The organism is Chryseobacterium sp. II3a (genome assembly GCF_057815135.1).
In genome coordinates this window covers 529,712-548,052 of record NZ_JBYPZJ010000001.1, presented here as the reverse complement: position 1 = coordinate 548,052, position 18,341 = coordinate 529,712, and the positions used below count along the sequence as shown (strand labels likewise).

The window sequence follows — 18,341 nt, the reverse complement described above, 5'->3', positions numbered from 1 at the left end:
ACAGCAATAATCTTTAAAGATTAAAAATTCCCCATTACACAGCCCTTAACAAACTTTAACCACATATAATTTTTACAATTCATTAATATTTAAGATATTTGCGCATTGTTTTAAAAATAAAGAATGAAAAAAATCTTTGTAGTATCATTCATATCAGTTGGATATTTTCTGAATGCACAGAGTCTAAGTAACTCTCCGTATGCAAAATATGGAATTGGGGATGTAAAATATGATAATACGATCGAAACGGCTTCCATGGGAGGTATCTCAACCGCTTTTATAAGTGATTTTACCAGTAATTTTAACTTTGCTAACCCTGCAAACAACGCTAATTTCGAACTTACAAGTATAAAACTGGAAGCTACCAACGAAAACAACTATTTCAAATCGAATTTTAACGATATGAAATCTACAAAGCATTCTACGTATCTTTCTAATATTTCACTAGCATTTCCTATTTCCTCAAAGGTTAAAATGGGAATTACGTACCAGCCCTATAGTTCTAAAAGCTATGACATTCTTAGTCAGAATAAAACAAGTGATGGTACTATTATTGACCAAAACCAATTTAGAGGGAGTGGTACTTTAAATACAGCAGCTGTGGCTTTATCTTATAAGATCAATCAGGAATTCTCTGTAGGAGCCAGAGCTAATTTATACTTCGGGGACCTGTCTGATCTTACTGAATATAGTGCTGCAGGTTCAGAATACCTTGCTGGATATGAAACGAAAAACAGAATCAGAAATTTCAACTTTACTTTAGGTACAAGTTATCAGAAGCTTAATAGCCGTACTGATAAGAAATTAACGATCGGAGCTACGGCAACTTTCGGGAATATCGGTAATATGACGACTGAGTATACCAACAGTACTTACAGATATGCTGATGCAGCAGGTACAAAAACAGATATCAATCAAATAGATTATAAAGAAACCAAGTCTAAAAATCTTCTTCCATTACAGGCATCCGTAGGGGTTGGATATGGAAGTGAGAACCATTGGTTCCTTTCAGGACAGATTGATTACAAAAAAGGAGAAGATATTGCTTATTTTGGGCAGTCTTTCAGCTTACAGGATACTTACAGAATCTCTGCCGGAGGATGGTATTTACCTAATTACAACAACTTCAGAAGCTACTTCTCAAGGGTAATCTACAGATACGGAGCCTTCTATGAAAGAGGAAACCTTAAACTGGAAGGTAACAGCATTAATAAATTCGGTATTTCTGCCGGGGTAATGCTTCCATTCAAAAACAGCAGTATAACAAGAATGAGTGGTTTGGAGATTGGTGTTGAGCTAGGTAAGAGAGGTACTCTTAAGAACAATCTTATCAACCAAAACTTTATCAACCTGAAAGTCGGCTTCAATTTTGCTGATAAATGGTTCAGAAAGTCTCTTTATAACTAGAATGAATTTTTCAAAAAAAATAGTATATAAAAATATAGCATACCTTTTTAGTTGTGCTATATTTTTTATATTCACATCCTGTGAAGAGGATCTTACCAAAAAAAATGGAAATAACAGCAAAAATTTTCCTTCACAGATCATCAATAACGCGAATATCGTACAACGTGATTCCGGTTTTGTAATCCTGAAAGCCAAAGCGCCTATTATTGAAAAATATGAACTGATCGACAGTTCTTATACGGTGGCCAGAAAGGGTATTGATATTCAGTTTTTCGATAAGAAAAAACCTAAAACACCAGGAACAATTAAGGCCCAATATGCCAAGTTCTTTGATTATAAGAAATTTTACGAGGCGAAAGGTAATGTAAGAATTACAACCAATGAAGGACAGAAGTTTGCAATGCAGAGTGTCTATTGGGATCAGATAAAAAAAAGGATCTATACCAAAGATACAGTATATGTAACTATGGAAGACGGCTCAACGCTGGTAGGTGCCAATGGAATGACGGCCAAAGATGACTTTTCGGAATATACTTTCTATAACAATTCAGGAGACTTTAATTCTAAAAGACTTTCTGAAAATAAAAAATAGCTTCTGTTACCATGAAAATGCTTGCCATTGGACTCATGTCCGGAACAAGTTTAGACGGATTGGATATCTGTCTTGCTGAATTTGAAAAAAAGGACACATGGCAATTTCAGATTCTGAAAGCAGAAACCCTACCCTATTCCAGTGACTGGGAAAATAAACTTAGAAATTCTATCAACCTTTCTGCAGCAGACCTATTGGAGCTGCACTCCCATTATGGATTCTATCTGGGGCAAAGAACTAAAGAATTTATTCAAAAACATCAGCTTGAAAACATTGATCTGATTGCCTCTCACGGCCATACGGTTTTTCATCAGCCTCATAGAAAATTCACCCTTCAGATTGGAGATGGAAGAGCCATTAAGATAGAAACAGGAATACCGGTACTTTATGATTTCAGAAGCCAGGATGTTCTGATGGAAGGAAATGGAGCTCCATTGGTTCCCATAGGTGATGAGCTTCTTTTTTCTAAATACAATGCCTGCCTTAATCTGGGCGGATTCTCAAATATTTCTTTAACATCAGAAGGTAAAAGGATCGCTTTTGATATTGTTCCTGTCAATATTGTATTGAACCATCTGGCTCAACAGATGAATGAAAATTATGATGAAAATGGCGATCTGGCAAGAAAAGGAGAAGTGAATGAAATATTACTGAACCAACTTAATTCTTTAGACTTCTATCAAAAGGCTCATCCCAAGTCATTGGGAGTAGAATGGTGTCATCAATCTATATTTCCAAAGCTTAAAGATATAGCACCTTTGGAAGCATTGGCAACCTTTACGGAACATATTGCCCAGCAAATTGCCAAGATCATCAATAAATATCAGATAAAGAATATACTGATCACCGGCGGAGGAGCTTATAACACTTTTTTAATAGAAAAAATAAAAGCAAAAACAGAATCCGAGGTGGTTATCCCGGAAAAGCAAATCATCGAATATAAGGAAGCTTTAATCTTTGCTTTTATGGGGGTTTTGAAAATGAATAATGAGATCAATGTACTGTCTTCCGCAACAGGAAGTCTAGCTGATCATTGTTCTGGAACTATTGCTTAACTTAATCTTTGATGACTCCTCAAATTGGGTATATTTGTGCCTATTAAGGTCAACTGAAAATTTGTATTTTTAACTCATTTCTAGAACGAGAAGAAATGGCATCAGTCACCAAAATAAAAACCTATCATTTTCTCCCATGCAAGTATGGACTGGAGCTATTATTGGATATTGGCCGTATCGAAAAGCTGAATCATTATGTATTAGACGATACACTACACCAGCTTAGTTTTTACGAAATCATTTTTATTGAAGAAGGAACGGGCAGCTTTACATTGGACGAAAATAAGATGCCGGTAGCTCCACATACTATTATTTTTACAAGTCCAGGGCAAGTACGCCGTTGGGAAATAGAAGAAAAAGTTAAGGGCTATACATTACTCTTTGAAAAAGACTTTCTTCATCTATTTTTCTCGGATGAATTGTTCCTGTATCGTTTTCAATACTTTCATCAATATTCAAGCCCTACCCAAATGCAAATATCTGAGGCTTCGTTTGGAAAATGTCTGAATCTTTTATATGGAATAGAACAGGAATTCGGACAGCTTCAGAATGACAGCAATCATTTGATCAGATCACTTCTCTATCAATTATTGGTTATTCTCAATCGATATTATGCAAGTGTTTACAATGTTCAGAGAGACACGTCTATACATTCTGATTTTTACAGATTTAGATCTTTATTGGAAAAGAAATTAGGAGATGACCGAAGTGTTGAAACCTACTCAAAAATGTTGAATATCAGTCCGGGATTCCTTAATAAAATCTGCAGACAGTTTAGTGGATTATCCGCCCAGCAAATGATTCATTATAAACTGATTTCGGAAATAAAAAAGCTGCTTCATCAAAATAAGTCGGCCAAGGAGATTTCCTACGAACTAGGGTTTTCAGACCCATCTAATTTTAACCGTTTCTTTAAAAAATTTACAGGCATCACCCCTCAACAATACAGAAGAAATATATAAGAGATCATTTTAAAGAGAAAATGACCTTTTTATAATCTAAGAGTGTTCCTAATTTTACAAAAAAAGGAATATGATAAAATATACATTTAGTTTTCTCCTGTTTGTGATGAGTATATCTTTGTTACAGGCAGAGCAATTATACGTTAACCCTCAAAATGGTCATGACGCGAATATAGGAACAAAGTCTCAACCACTAAAAACTATTCTGGAGGCTGCAAAACGCGTCAATTCAAACAAAGAACAGGAAGCCACCACAATTATCCTTTCAGAAGGGGTACACCTTTTAACTCAAACTGTTGTATTTACGAATGATAAGTACACTCTTAAAAATCGTCTCATCATTCGAGCAGATGTTATGCCTGATGATGCAGACTGGACACCCCAAAAAATGCCGATTGTAGTAACAGCTACTCCACTTGAGTCAGGTATAGGTGGGCAGGAAGCAAGGGGTATACAACCAGAGGTCAGCCATGTTACTATTGAAGGACTTCGCTTTACTGGCAGTCCTGATTACTCGTATATGGATGGTACTAACCTGCGTCGTTCTTATCCTATATGGCGAGATGGAAAAAATCTGGATGATTTGCTTGTAACCCAATGCCTATTTGCTGGAAATGCAGATGTATTGCCTTTGCATGTGGGCGTCATCGCAAATGGTTATGGTCTGGTTATCGATCATTGTGTCTTCTTCAACTGTAAAATTCCTGTTGTTTTTTGGAAAAACGATGGCAAGACCGGCAGCCGTAGTGCGATGCGTTACTCATTGGTATATGGTGGTTATTTCTGCGGCGTTTGGACTACACAAGGAACCAATGGAGATGAGTTTGACTTTCATCATAACATCATAGCCAGCACAAATACAATATGGATCAGAGAAAAAGGCAGTCAACGCAAATACAAAGCTTCTGATAGTATTTTTGCAGATTACACCAAGCTGGCTGGATATGGAAGTGGCCCGTTAAGCGATAGTGATGCAACTTCAACAGATTTCCTGGAAATGAAAAATGTACAGACAACCGGAAGTATAAAAATTGAAAAAGACCAGAGTAAACGTAATTACCTGCAATTGGCAGAAGGTTCGGCTGGTTCTAATCTAAAAGCCGGACTTTTTAAAAAGAATCAATAGAGCTCATAAAAAAACCTTCATTTCTGAAGGTTTTTATGTATTATTTGTAGGCTTCGATCTTATCTGTCAATGTATTGATAAAGTTCTGTAATGGTTTTTCCACCATCATTTTAATGAACGGATTAAATTTCCCTTCAAACAACATCTGAACTTCTGTCTGGTTCTCATTGATCGGATTTAAAGTAGCGGTTAAAGAAAAATCTAAACTTGAACTTGCAGATTTAAGTACTGCTTTCTGATCGTCAACCTCATCAATTTTAAGGGCAATTTCCGGCATTCCCTGTAAACCGAATTTAAAACCATTATCTCTGGTTTCAAATTTCTGAAGACCATCCGGCATGAAATCTTTGTAATTTTCAGGAGTTTTCAGTAACTCAGATAACTCCTTAGATGATTTATTGACAATAATTTTTCGTCCTTCTAAATTCATTTTTTTATTTTGTATTTAAATTCTTATAAAGATAAGCTTCTTTACATTTACAATAACAACAAAATTATAAAAAAAATCTACAAAGACGTTATCCAAAGCATATTTTTAAAAGCAGAAGACTGTATCAGAAAAGAAAAACTTTTCTTTAAATAAAACGAATAAAGAAAGAATCTTATTTTAAACTAAACCAAACAATTGTTTGCATTTGGAAAAATAAAGCACATAGATTGGTTTATTTTCTTGCTATAATTTGATATATTTGCGTATAAATTGTGGTAAAAAGTGTGGTAAAAATAACCTATTTTCCCATCTCTTAACATCACTACCCTCTAAGGATCAATACTAACTATAACTATCTGAGATGTATAAAGTTTTTGTGAACGAAAAAAAATTATTGATATCTAAGCATCCCGAAGAACTTGAAAAAAAGCTTGGGTATGAAAGCTTCACGACTTTAGAGATTGCATTGGATCTTTTAGAGAATACCTCTGTAACCGAGCTTAATGTTTATGGTGAGAATATTGATAAAATCTGGCAGGAATTCCAAAAACTGTTCAGAATTATAGAAGCAGCCGGCGGGCTTGTTATTAAACCTGAAGGTGACATGCTTTTCATCAGAAGATTAGGTAAATGGGATCTTCCAAAAGGAAAAATGGAAAAAGGAGAATCCAGAGAAGAGTCTGCCGTAAGAGAAATTGAAGAAGAGACCGGTTTAAGAGATGTAGAACTCGTACAGTTTATCAATACTACGTATCACATCTATATTGAAAGAAACGGTGATAAAATCCTGAAATGTACCCATTGGTTTGAAATGAACTTCAATGGAGAAGATACTTCAAAGCCCCAGATAGAGGAAGGAATTACTGAAGTTGCCTGGAAAAACACCACTCAGATTGAAGATGAAGTTTTCCCAAGCACATTCCAGAATATTAAGCTTATTGTAAAAGAGTTCTGGGCTTCAAAGGCTAAATAAAATCAATTACCTTTTCCAGCGCTATCCCTCTTGATCCCTTCAGCAGTATATTTTCTGACTGAATTTTATTCTGTTGTAAATATTCAATCAGTTCAGTAGTGTTCTCAAAAGCAAGATCTGATGAATTCACCCCTTTGAAATGCTTTCCAACAGTGATGATCATATCAAACCCAAGTCTTTTCGCTAATTCTAAGATGTTTTGATGTTCTTTTTCACTCTCAGTACCCAATTCCAACATATCACCAATGATAATGGCTTTACGGCCCTCAAACGTGATAAAGTTGTGTAATGAAGCCATCATCGAACTTGGATTAGCATTATAAGTATCCAATACTAAAGTTCTATCTTCTTTTTTCACCACCTGCGAACGCATATTTGTTGGAGTATACTGCTCTACGGCATTCTTTATTTTGTCAAAGCTGATTCCAAAATGAAGACCAAGGCTTGCAGCAGCACAAAGGTTCGTAAAATTATACTCTCCTGTCAGCTTAGATACGGTCTTTTCTCCCTGATAAATCAATCCTACAAAATGATCTTCTGAAAAAGCTTCAAAATTGTAATCAGATTCTGCTTTTCCAAAAGTGATCTTAGGTGAATAATTTTCCGTTTTTTCTACCTGGATAGGATCATTTTCGTTAACGATAATGGTCTGATTATTTTCTTTAAGGTAGTCATACAATTCAGACTTTCCTTTAATCACTCCTTCGAAGCCTCCGAAACCTTCCAGGTGGGCTTTTCCAAAATTGGTAATATATCCGAAATCCGGCTGTGAAATGGTACAAAGGAATTCTATCTCTTTCTGATGGTTGGCTCCCATCTCAATGACAGCCATTTCATGTTCAGGTTTGATGGAAAGAATCGTCAATGGAACTCCAATATGATTATTCAGATTCCCATACGTATATTGAACATTAAATTTCTCTGATAGTACAGCATGAATCAGCTCTTTTGTTGTTGTCTTCCCATTACTGCCTGTAAGTCCGATAAAAGGAATGGTAAGCTTGCTTCTATGATAGATGGCCAATTGCTGCAGGAATTCAAGTGTAGAGGGAACATAGAAAATATTCTTATCCTTATTTTCGAATTCAGGCTGTTCAACAATAACTGCCAAAGCTCCTCCATCTATGGCTTTTTCTGCCAGGGTTGCTGCATTAAAATTATCACCAGAAAAGGCAAAAAAGATATCATTTTTGGCTATTTTTCGGCTATCGATCGTTACTTTGTCGGCCTGTAAAAATAAAGGATAAAACTGTTCTATATTCATATGGAAATATATATTTTTTCAAATAGCAACCACTAACTCTGTATCATGATTTCAGTACTTTTTCGAGAAGGGGTTTCATCGTTCAAAAATAAAAAAACCTTCCGAAAATCCGGAAGGTTTTTTAAAAGTATTTTTTGATAAATATTATCTTCTAGTTCTGCTCTTATCATTAGTTCTAGCATCCTGTGCAACACGGAAACCAACCCAACCATAAGCTCTGCCTTGATTCTTATATCTTCTTTGTCCTGGATCCAGCCAATATGCTGTATCTTGCCAAGAACCTCCTTTTACTACTCTTACTTCGTTAGAGATCGCTGAAGTTCTGTCTTTAGAATCTTTCTGCATTTTCACTCTACCGCTTCCATCTACAACGAATCTCTGACGAGGAGCATTGTACATATTAAATCCTGAAGCAGAATCAGACTCATTTCTGTATTCTAAAGAAGATTGTCTGTCACCGTCTCTATAGTTTCTGTAATCAGCAATAGTTTCTCTCTCGAATTGTCCAGGAAGCCCTTTATATACTAATCTACCATCAGCTAAGGTATCATACTTGATAGTTCCTTCGTCGATCATTTTGTAAGTTCCGTCACCGTTTCTTACAATAGCCTGAGGCATATTTCCTCTGTAGTAGTTGAAATCATTGTAATCTTCATCAATGATAGGTCTGTAAACATCAGCAGTCCATTCTGCAACGTTTCCATACATACCATAGATACCAAGGTCATTAGACGGATATTGTCTTACATCTGAAGTTTGTGCAGATCCATCGTTTTTCCATCCAGCAATACCGGAATAATCTCCTTTACCCATTTTAAAGTTTTCAAGGAACATTCCTCTTTCTTTTCCTTTAACTCCTCTTAATCTTTCGATTTCAGGTTTTTTACCAAGGTATTGGTTGTACTCTCTATTTTTCGCCATTCCTAAAGCTGCATATTCCCATTCAACTTCAGTAGGAAGTCTGAATTTCTGAACCATGGCACCATTAGGAGCTCTGTTGGCAGCCAGCAATCTTTGGTTAGTCGTTTTCATACCAGATTTCTGCTGCATTCTTTTTTCATTGATATACCCTTGCATTTCAGGATCATTCGCTTTGAATTTATCCATGTTAAATGCTGTACCTCCCTGGTTATTGGATTCATTGATATATAAATCTTTAGCAATAACACCTGCCTGCATCAAAGCTTTTTCATTTGCTCTGTCTGTCAGCCATTCACAGTATCTGTTTGCTTGTGTCCAGGAAACCCCTACTACCGGATAATAATCGAATTCCGGAGAACGCAGATAGGTTTCATTATAATCGTTTCTAGATAATTTGTTGTCCCATAATAAGGTATCCGGTAAAGCCCCGTTATAAATTTCCTTAAAGCTAGGATCACTTGGAGGGAATACATACTTCAACCATGTAAGGTATTCGCGGTATTCGTAGTTAGTAATTTCTGTTTCTCCGATAAAGAATGAACTCACCTGCATTCTGCGTGGTGTATTATTCCAATCATGCATAACATCATCTTTCACTAATCCCATTGTAAAAGTTCCACCTTCTACATATACCATTCCCGGCCAACCCTTCTGCTTCTGTTGCTTTCCTGCAAAAAACCAACCCTGTTTTTCGTTTGGTTTCCAACCCGTTTTACTGACAAATTTTTTGGTACCGCCACCTTTGCTGGTCCCTGATCCGCCACAGCTGGTTAATGCAAGTGTAGAACTTAATGCTATTAATGAAAACAACTTTAGTTTTTTCATAGTCGATATAAATATTTTCAAGAGTACAAAGAAAAAATAAATTATTCAATAAATCAAATAAAGATTTGATTTTTTTGAACAACGATAACAAATTAATTTTATTGTATTACAATTTAATTCTAAAATTTTCATTTATTTTGTAATTTAGCAATTTCAATAATAAACATGAAACGAAAAATCACGCTTTTATCTTTAATCGCTTTTGCATCAACACTTTACGCCCAAAGAAACACCATAGAATGGAATGGTTCCAAAATTCAGGATTTTGGTGACATAAAATTAAATCTTCCAAATTTTAAAAATGAAGGTTTTACTTTCAGCCAAAATAACGTTTTTATAGTAACAAAGCAAAAAATCGGAGAAAAGGAGCTAAAAATTTCGGACCTTGCCTGGGATGGAGTTTCTAACCAGGAATTATTTGAATTGGACAAAGGAGGACTTCCGGATCGTGATATTGCTGAAGTTACCTATTATACATTAGATGGGGAAAGATATGCCAGCATCAGTGTAGGTTTATTCAAAAAGACCAAAGGAGGTATTCTCAGATTATCTTCATTTAATGTTTCTGAAGCTTCTACTCCCATTAACAGCTTTGGAGGGGTCAATAAAATAGGAACTACCGACAACCCTCTTGCGAGTGGAAACTTTTACAAAATAAAGGTTGATAAATCCGGAATATTTAAAATTACATCTCAGTTTTTAAGAGATAGCGGCATCAACCCTTCTTCTGTAAATCCAAAGAATTTGAGAGTGTATGGAAACGGAGGAATTATGCTTCCTGAGTTCAATCAGGATGCCCGATATAACTCTTTACAGGAAAATGCTATTCAGGTAGTGGGTGAAGATGATGGCGTATGGAACGATAATGACTACGCCTTATTCTATGCACAAGGCCCGAATGGATACAACCTTTATGATACCAATAATGGAAAAGGGTTTAAAAGAAGAGAGACAAGATCAGATAACAGCAACAATCTCAAAAATATATATGATGATTTCTCCTACTATTATATCAACTTTGATAAAGGGGCAGGAAAAAGAGTCGGTACAATAGATGGGGACCTACCCGCTCAGCTGATTACCCGATATGACAGCTATCAGGTCATCAACAATGATCAGACAAATTTATTGAAAGTAGGAAGAATATGGGTAGAAGAAGCTCCTTTCACCACTGAAAAGACCATCACTCTTACCACAAACTCTCCTATGCAGCCTACAGATGTTATCAGATATAGATCACAGGTAATAGGATACAGGTCTCAACAGAATTTTATGGATATTAACATCAATGGTCTTAATCCTTTTAAGGAGAAGGTTCCAACTGATGACCCAACCTATTCGTATATTTTCTATCCTATGAGATATAACGGAACGATTACCAATCAGACCGGAAATCAGATCACATTGAAATACAATCCAGATATCTCTCCAAACCCTAACGGAGCTTTCTACTTTGACTATCTTGAAGTACAATACAAAGAGAATCTTGCATTCAATGGTTCTCAGATGAATTTCAGAGATTATTCTATTGTAAGCGGAAGCAATACAAATTATGGATTCAGCATTTCCAATACAGCCGGCCTGGAGCAGGTATGGGATGTTACAGATATTACGAACGCCAACAGAAGAGTAAATAAAGCAGGAGCCGGCTCTTTCAATTTCGCTTATACAGCTTCGGATCAGAACTTCAACAATGAATTTGTTGCTTTCCGTGCTGACGCAGCTTTCACTCCACAGTTTGTTGGAAGAATTGCCAACCAGAATCTTTCGGCAATCAGTAATATAGATTATCTGATTCTTACTGTACCTGAATTGATGGGGCAGGCACAAAGGCTGGCAAACTATCATCAAACAAAAAATAACTATAAGGTAGAAATCGTAGATGTCAATAAGGTCTATGAAGAATATGGAAACGGAAGCAAAGATCTTACCGCTGTAAGAGATTTTGTTACCAAATTAAATACTCCGGAAGGAAGACTTAAATATGTATTTATTCTTGGTGATGCTTCTTATGATTATAAGAACAGAATTTCCAATAATAACAATATCGTATCTTCTTACCAAAGTGAGTTTTCTTCAGATTATGTACAGTCTTTCGTTACAGATGATTATATTGTAATGACCCAGCCTCAAACAGCATCCAGTATAACATACAATCTACCTAACCTTCCTGTGGGAAGAATTCCGGCGGCCAATAATACAGAGGCGGCCAATATGATAGATAAAACCTTAGCGTATTACAATGGTCTTCCAGGACAATCCAGCCCTTTTGGAGAATGGAGAATGAGACTTGACTTTGTGGTGGATGATAACGAGGAAGGCGGTGGACCTTTCCATAATGTGATGAACAATACATTGGTCAATATATTTGAACAGCCAGGTGTTCAGACTCTGAAAGAATACAATGTTAAAAAAACATATCAGGATGCCTTTACCATGCAAAGTACCGCAGGGGGACCAAGATATCCGCAGGTAAACCAGTCTATCGCTAACAGCATAGGAAACAGCTTGTATCTTTTCTATTTTGGACACGGAGGAATCAACGGATGGGCTCAGGAAAGGGTATTAACAAGTACTGAAATTCAAAATTCTAATAACTTCTCCAGTGTTTACAGCAGATTCCCGTTTGTGTCTACCATAACCTGTGAATTTACTTTATGGGATGAGCCGGCTACCAATTCTGCTGGAGAGCAGTTTATGAAACTTAAACAGGGAGGTCCTGCTACAATGATTACTTCCAGCCGTGCCATAGCCATTGATTATGGGCGAAGCTTTACAGATACTTTCACCAAAAATATTTTCAAATTAACAAACGATGATTTTAATACATTAGGCTACGCTCATTTAAACGCAAAAAAAGAAACAGGAGCTAACCCTAATCACCTTAGAGTAAATCTATTGGGTGATCCGGCTATGAAACTGAGCCGTCCTCAAAGATTATTGGCTATTGATAATATTGAAACACCTGTGCCGGGATTAATCAGAGGGCTTGATTTTGTTAAAATAAAAGGCCATATCAACAATCCAAACGGTACGGTGAATACAACTTTCAATGGAAGAGTTTCGATTAATATTTTTGATAAAAAACTGAATAAAAAGACTCTGAACAATAATAACTGGTCTTATCCTGTATTAAATTATACAGAAGAAGGAAGCCCTATTGTAAAAGCTTCCGGAACGGCAGTAAACGGGGTATTCACTGCAGAGTTCTATGTTCCTAAAGATATCAACTATACTGTGGGTGAAGGAAGAATATTAGGATACGCAGACAATAAAGTAACTGACGTATTCAATAACCAGGCTGTTCAGGTTGGAGATATCAATCCTAATGGAATTAATGATAACCAGCCGCCAAAAGTAAAATTATATATGAATAACACCAACTTTGCAGATGGTGGAATTACCAATCAGAATCCGATGCTTCTGGCTTGTCTTACTGATGATACGGGAATTAACGCTACTGGATCAGGGGTAGGCCATGATATTACGGTATATTTAGATGGCCAGGTTATCAATACGGTTATTCTGAATGATTTTTATGCTGCTGGGGAAGGAAACGGGTGTTTAAATCCAAGTCTTGCTGAGTATCAAAAAGGAAATGTAAGCTATCCGTTCAGAAATCTTGCAGTGGGTCAACATCAATTAACATTTAAAGTTTGGGATATAAACAATAATTCGACAACTAGTACGTTAAATTTTGAGGTTAAAGATGAAGCTGACCAGCATCTGACGATCAACCGTCCGTTAAACTGGCCAAATCCATTCACCAATAAAACATATATTCAGTTTGAACACAATTGTGATGATATCCTGGATGTGAATGTACAAATTTATACCATCACTGGTAGATTGGTAAGAACTTTATCTCAGCCGGTAGTTGCAGAACCGTTCCTTCAGGGCTATAGAACCCCTCGCCAGGCTATAGAATGGGATGGAAGAGATGATTTTGGGTCTACAGTTGCAAAAGGTACATATATTTTTAAGATATTTGCAAAAAGCCAAAACCAAGAAAAATGCAAAGGAAGTGCCACAGCTGTAGAAAAAATGGTACTTTTGAAATAATTTAAATAACACATAGACAATAAAATTTATAAAAAACTGATAATATATAAAAGACAACATATGAATTTAACTACTAAACTGCTTTTAGGACTTGGGTTAAGTGCTGGTTTTCTAGGCTATTCACAAATAAACCCAGTACTTACCGGAGCTCCCTTCCTAAGAATTGCACCAGATGCAAGAGCGGGAGGTATGGGAGATCAAGGGGTGGTAACCTCTCCTGATGCATTCTCACAATTTTGGAATGCAGCTAAATATCCTTTCAGCAGAACAAGTTCTTCCGTAGGTCTTACCTATACTCCCTATATGGGAAAACTTACCAATGATGTATTCTTATTATACGGAGCATTTCATAAATTCCTTGGACAGGATGAAAGATCTACCATCTCTGCGAGTATTTATTACTTCAACATGGGAGAAGTAGACCTTACTCAATTAGTAGGTAATGATGTTACTTCAAATGGGGTATCAAAGCCTAACGAATTTTCCATTGATGTCGCTTATGGTTTGAAGCTTTCTGACTCCTACTCCATGGCTGTAACCGGTAGATTTATCCGTTCAGACTTAGCCGGAGGATTCAACACAGATAATACACTTAAAGCAGCAAACTCTTTTGCTGTAGATATTTCAGCATACTATACTTCTGAAAGATTTTCAAGTTTCGGAGGATATGACGGTAAATTAAATGCAGGTTTAGCCATACAAAACCTAGGTCCAAAACTGGATTATACCGGAAATGAAGAATCAAGATCTTATCTTCCAACGATGGCAAGATTAGGGATTGGGTATGATATGTATATGGATGACCTGAACAGAATCGGAATCTCCTTCGAAGGTTCAAAACTTTTGGTTCCGGGATCTGAATATGTGGGTGTAGATGCATACAGAAGACCTAAATATGAAATTCCAAATGTGGGGCCAATAGCTGGTATCGGAAAGTCATTCAAAAACCCAAACAGTATCATGTATAGTGGTGCTTTGGAATATTCTTATGACAATGCTTTTTCTGTAAGAGGAGGTTATTTCCATGAAAGTGAAGAGCAGGGAGCAAGACAATTTGCTACAGCAGGTATCGGACTAAAATACCGTTCATTTGGACTTGATCTTTCTTATCTGATCAATATGTCTAAAGTGAATACTGCATTGGATAACACTCTTCGTTTTGGTCTTACCTGGAACATTGGTGAAGAAACATCCAACAATGAACGATAATCAAAATCAACAATTATACAAAGCCTCATCTATTTTGCATGAGGCTTTTTTATTCACCATAGCACAATATGAAAAAATATATAATCTGTTTCACGATTCTCTTAGGCAGCTTTCAGCTTTATTTTTCTCAGACTATCTTAAAAGGCAAAAACTTCAAAGCCCTTATCGGAAATGTATGTGCCGAAACCGCTGAATATAATCCCTGTGCCAGCCATATGATTCATCTCGTTCTCAATTTTCGGGACAACGATGTTGTTTTCATAGAAAAAAACGTAAACAGCTGTAATGAAAATATCACATCCCGTATCCATGCAAAATGGAAACTAGATTCAGCTGGTAAGATCATCCTTTCCTATACTTCCAAAATTCCTGAAGGCAATTTTTTGGAAGGTTTCCGATTACAGTTAAACAACGATAAACTTATACGATATAAAAAGGATTGGCAGGAAAAAATGGTTGAATATGAATTTCAAAAGATCGAATAGTAAATCACCTTTCTATGATCAAGCCATTTTTTATGAAGCTAAAATTCATTATTGATAATCCCGCCATTAACACTATTAAAAAAATATAACATTTAAGTTTACAAAAGTCTATCCTTTATGGCGATTTTTTTAAATTCAATAGCTATTTTTGTAGTATGAACTATTCGGCGGAGCTAAAAAAATTTGTGACCAGTCAATATCTGTATTCTGCTATCAGAATTACATTAGCTACTGTTCTCCCTTGTTTAGTTCTTGCACACTTTGGAATTTTAAAAGAATACTTCCTCTTCCCTCTCGGAACCAGTTTTGTAGCTCTTACTGACCAACCCGGACCTTTTATCAGAAGAAGAAATGCACTGGCATTTGCCATTTGCTGTTTTGTCTTTGTAGCATTAATAGCCAGTCTGGTGATGAATTTTAAGATCCTTGTATTATTGGAGATTGTCGTCTTCGGAATGTTTTTCTCCTTAATTGGGGTTTATGGCCAGCGATTGGCTGCCGTGGGTTCACTATCACTAGTAGTACTCGCCATCTTTATTGATGGCCATCTTACAGGGGCTAATATTTTTAAAAGTTTGTTGATATTTGCCAGCGGGTGTATTTGGTTTTTACTGATATTCCTGGTAGTTACCACCATCCGCCCTTACAAACTGGCAAGTCAGATGATTGGGGAAAACTATCTCCAACTGGCAGAATTTTTAAAGATCAAAGCCAATTATTATCAGAAGAATCCAGATTTTGACAAGCTTACCACTCAGGTTATTGCCAAACAGATTGAAATAAAAAACCTGCAGGAAGATACCAGAGAAACTGTTTTTAAAACAAGAACCATCGTCAACGAATCTACGACTACCAGTCGATTATTGATGTTGATGTTCCTGAATTCCATGGACCTTCATGAGAAACTGATGACTTCTGAAAGTGATTATCAGAAGCTTCAGCAAAGCTTTGAAGACAGTATGATCCTCGTAAACATCCACGATTATCTTAATTTACTGGCAGAAGAGATCACCAATATCGGAATTGCCCTCCAAAGCGGAACACGGGCAAAACCAATGTTTAATCTAGAACTCGAATTAAAAAACCTCAACTATAATTATTTCGAACTTAGAAATAAACAGCTGTCTCCTGATAGTCTGGAAAACTTCATGGTTCTGCGTCAGATCCTGATGCGTATCAATGAAATTACCAAGGAGATCAATGAGATTTACAAAGTATTTTCACAGGATGTAAAACTGGCAAAAAGTTTATCCACGGGATTAGACTTAAGAAAGTTCATGCCTAATGAACCCAAACTGAACTCTAAAGTTTTAAGAAATAATATTTCATTATCCTCTTCCCATTTCCGCCATGCGATAAGAATTACAACAGCATTATTGCTGGGATATCTATTTTCCATGTTTGATTTTCTGGGATTGGGACATACGTATTGGATATTAATTACCATTACAGCCATTCTAAAGCCGGCTTACTCTATCACCAAGCAAAGAAATCTGCTGCGTCTCTACGGAACGGTGACCGGAGCTACAATTGCCTATATTATTCTGCATTTCATACACATCAATAGTGTTTTATTTGCCATTTTGCTGATCAGTATGATTATGTGTTTCAGCTTTTTAAAAGGAAGGTATTTTTGGGCAGTTCTTTTCATGACGATCTATGTCTTTCTGAGTTTTAATTTTTTAAATCCTGGGAAAGTAAATATCATTTTTAAAGACAGAGTTGTAGATACAGCTATTGCCGGAATTATAGCATTTGCAGTTTCCTATATTGTGTTACCTGTATGGGAACATACACAAAATCTGGATCTGATGAAAAAGTCTGCTGCAGACAATCTGATCTATTTCCAGAGTGTAATGTCTAAATTTTTACAAGGAAACTTCGATATTGAAGACTATAAAGTAAAACGAAAAAATGCCATTATTTCATTAGCCAATCTTTCCGATAATTTTCAGCGAATGATATCGGACCCTAAAAATCAGCAGAAAAAACTGGAAGTGGTTCATCAGTTTGTAGCCACTTCACATCTTGTTACAGCCTATACAGCTTCTTTGTCCCAATACTCTAAAAGCAATGAACAATATCCTGAAATAGATGCAGAAAGCTGGAGCAGAAAAATTGAAGCAGAAATGCAGCAAACCTCAACCCTGCTCAATGGAGATGATATCACAGAAGCTCTTAGAATGGAAAGCCGTCTGGAACCGGAAGATTCTTCTATTGAAGATATGCTTTTGAAGAGAAAGACCGAAATTGAGGAAAATGAAATTATTGACCGAAGAGATCCTGATAAAATATCTCATTTAACGGAACTGAAAAACATCCACGATATTCTGGAACTAATCTACGATGTTGCCAAAGAGCAACGAAAAGTAATCGAAAAATACAGAAGTGAGAAACATGCTACTCCTCCACAATCGTAAAGCAGTAGTCATCAAAAAATTCTACTCTGGCTTTAAATTCATCTGAAAACTGTTCATCGTATACACGACAGCTGATTTTATGAAGATGTTTCAACTCAAAAGGTTTCACTTCATAATTTTTCTTCAGTGACCAGTATTTGGAATGATGAATCTTGTACATACTCTCCTTTACACTCCAAATAATGGTGTAAAAAGTATCAGCTTTATCGTCAGGAATAAAACCTCGTTCGTTTTCATAGGTGAATTTATCAATCACCCTTAAAATCTTGGGATTGAATTTTTCAACATCTATTCCTATTTTATTGTTAGAAATAGCAATAGCCGCAAACGGGAAAGAATGGGTGATAGAGATTTCTGCATCCTTGGGAGAAAGAAAAGGTTCTCTCTCATTGTATAGAATTTTAGAGTAAGGCTTTAACCCTTTCAGAAGCTTACGAACCATCAATACTTCTACTAGTTTTTTAGGATGGTAATCCTTTACTTTTTCAGCATTTTCCGGTTCAAGGAGTTCGTTGATATCAAGTTCTTCACTTTCATCATACTTCCAAACTAAAATTGTGGCATTATCATCTGAAAAATCTCTGTAAAGGGGCATTCTTTTTTTATTGGA

The 18,341-nt window shown here is 36.2% G+C and carries 14 protein-coding genes; 10 read left to right on the top strand and 4 right to left on the bottom strand.

Annotation, left to right across the window (positions count from 1 at the left end):
- The first annotated feature begins 123 nt into the window (after positions 1-123).
- From bamG to AC3HD6_RS02460, 5 genes are all read left to right on the top strand, one after another.
- Positions 124-1,407, top strand: a complete 1,284-nt coding sequence (gene bamG, locus AC3HD6_RS02480) for a BamG family beta-barrel-assembly machinery protein (RefSeq protein WP_068944127.1) — start codon at positions 124-126, stop codon at positions 1,405-1,407.
- Between the two features lies 1 nt (position 1,408).
- Complete coding sequence (lptC, locus tag AC3HD6_RS02475) at positions 1,409-1,999, top strand: LPS export ABC transporter periplasmic protein LptC (protein WP_488894909.1); 591 nt, start codon at positions 1,409-1,411, stop codon at positions 1,997-1,999.
- Positions 2,000-2,010: 11 nt separating this feature from the next.
- Complete coding sequence (locus AC3HD6_RS02470) at positions 2,011-3,054, top strand: anhydro-N-acetylmuramic acid kinase (protein WP_488894908.1); 1,044 nt, start codon at positions 2,011-2,013, stop codon at positions 3,052-3,054.
- A gap of 95 nt (positions 3,055-3,149) precedes the next feature.
- Positions 3,150-4,016: a helix-turn-helix domain-containing protein gene (locus AC3HD6_RS02465; RefSeq protein WP_488894907.1), complete on the top strand. Its 867-nt coding sequence runs from the start codon at positions 3,150-3,152 to the stop codon at positions 4,014-4,016.
- 70 nt (positions 4,017-4,086) lie between these two features.
- Positions 4,087-5,142, top strand: a complete 1,056-nt coding sequence (locus AC3HD6_RS02460) for a hypothetical protein (RefSeq protein WP_488894906.1) — start codon at positions 4,087-4,089, stop codon at positions 5,140-5,142.
- A gap of 40 nt (positions 5,143-5,182) precedes the next feature.
- Here AC3HD6_RS02460 and AC3HD6_RS02455 read toward each other — a convergent pair whose 3' ends face one another.
- Positions 5,183-5,572: a hypothetical protein gene (locus AC3HD6_RS02455; RefSeq protein ID WP_045499550.1), complete on the bottom strand. Its 390-nt coding sequence runs from the start codon at positions 5,570-5,572 to the stop codon at positions 5,183-5,185.
- Positions 5,573-5,933: 361 nt separating this feature from the next.
- Between AC3HD6_RS02455 and AC3HD6_RS02450 the strand changes: the two genes are divergently transcribed.
- A complete protein-coding gene (locus AC3HD6_RS02450) occupies positions 5,934-6,545 on the top strand; it encodes an NUDIX hydrolase (protein ID WP_488894905.1) in 612 nt (203 codons plus the stop codon).
- Here AC3HD6_RS02450 and AC3HD6_RS02445 read toward each other — a convergent pair.
- Together AC3HD6_RS02445 and gldJ are read right to left on the bottom strand one after the other, a co-directional pair.
- Positions 6,538-7,809 carry a UDP-N-acetylmuramoyl-tripeptide--D-alanyl-D-alanine ligase gene (locus AC3HD6_RS02445; protein WP_488894904.1) on the bottom strand — a complete coding sequence of 424 codons (1,272 nt, stop codon included), beginning with the start codon at positions 7,807-7,809 and terminating at the stop codon, positions 6,538-6,540. The genes AC3HD6_RS02450 and AC3HD6_RS02445 overlap by 8 nt on opposite strands.
- Before the next feature lie 144 nt (positions 7,810-7,953).
- A complete protein-coding gene (gene gldJ / locus AC3HD6_RS02440) occupies positions 7,954-9,555 on the bottom strand; it encodes a gliding motility lipoprotein GldJ (RefSeq protein WP_488894903.1) in 1,602 nt (533 codons plus the stop codon).
- Between the two features lie 165 nt (positions 9,556-9,720).
- On the opposite strand from gldJ, the gene porU reads away from it, so the two are divergent.
- From porU to AC3HD6_RS02420, 4 genes are all read left to right on the top strand, one after another.
- Positions 9,721-13,617 (top strand): type IX secretion system sortase PorU, encoded by a 3,897-nt coding sequence (gene porU / locus AC3HD6_RS02435; protein WP_488894902.1) that lies wholly within the window; start codon positions 9,721-9,723, stop codon positions 13,615-13,617.
- Between the two features lie 60 nt (positions 13,618-13,677).
- The gene (gene porV, locus AC3HD6_RS02430; RefSeq protein WP_488894901.1) at positions 13,678-14,826 is read left to right on the top strand and encodes a type IX secretion system outer membrane channel protein PorV; all 1,149 of its coding nucleotides are present in this window, start codon (positions 13,678-13,680) and stop codon (positions 14,824-14,826) included.
- A 68-nt stretch (positions 14,827-14,894) separates the two neighbouring features.
- Positions 14,895-15,311 carry a hypothetical protein gene (locus AC3HD6_RS02425; RefSeq protein ID WP_488894900.1) on the top strand — a complete coding sequence of 139 codons (417 nt, stop codon included), beginning with the start codon at positions 14,895-14,897 and terminating at the stop codon, positions 15,309-15,311.
- A gap of 155 nt (positions 15,312-15,466) precedes the next feature.
- On the top strand, positions 15,467-17,731 hold the full coding sequence (locus AC3HD6_RS02420; protein ID WP_488894899.1) for an FUSC family protein: 2,265 nt from the start codon (positions 15,467-15,469) through the stop codon (positions 17,729-17,731).
- On the opposite strand, the gene AC3HD6_RS02415 is transcribed toward AC3HD6_RS02420, so the two are convergent.
- A complete protein-coding gene (locus AC3HD6_RS02415; protein WP_488894898.1) occupies positions 17,712-18,326 on the bottom strand; it encodes a 4'-phosphopantetheinyl transferase superfamily protein in 615 nt (204 codons plus the stop codon). The genes AC3HD6_RS02420 and AC3HD6_RS02415 overlap by 20 nt on opposite strands.
- Between the last annotated feature and the right edge of the window lie 15 nt (positions 18,327-18,341).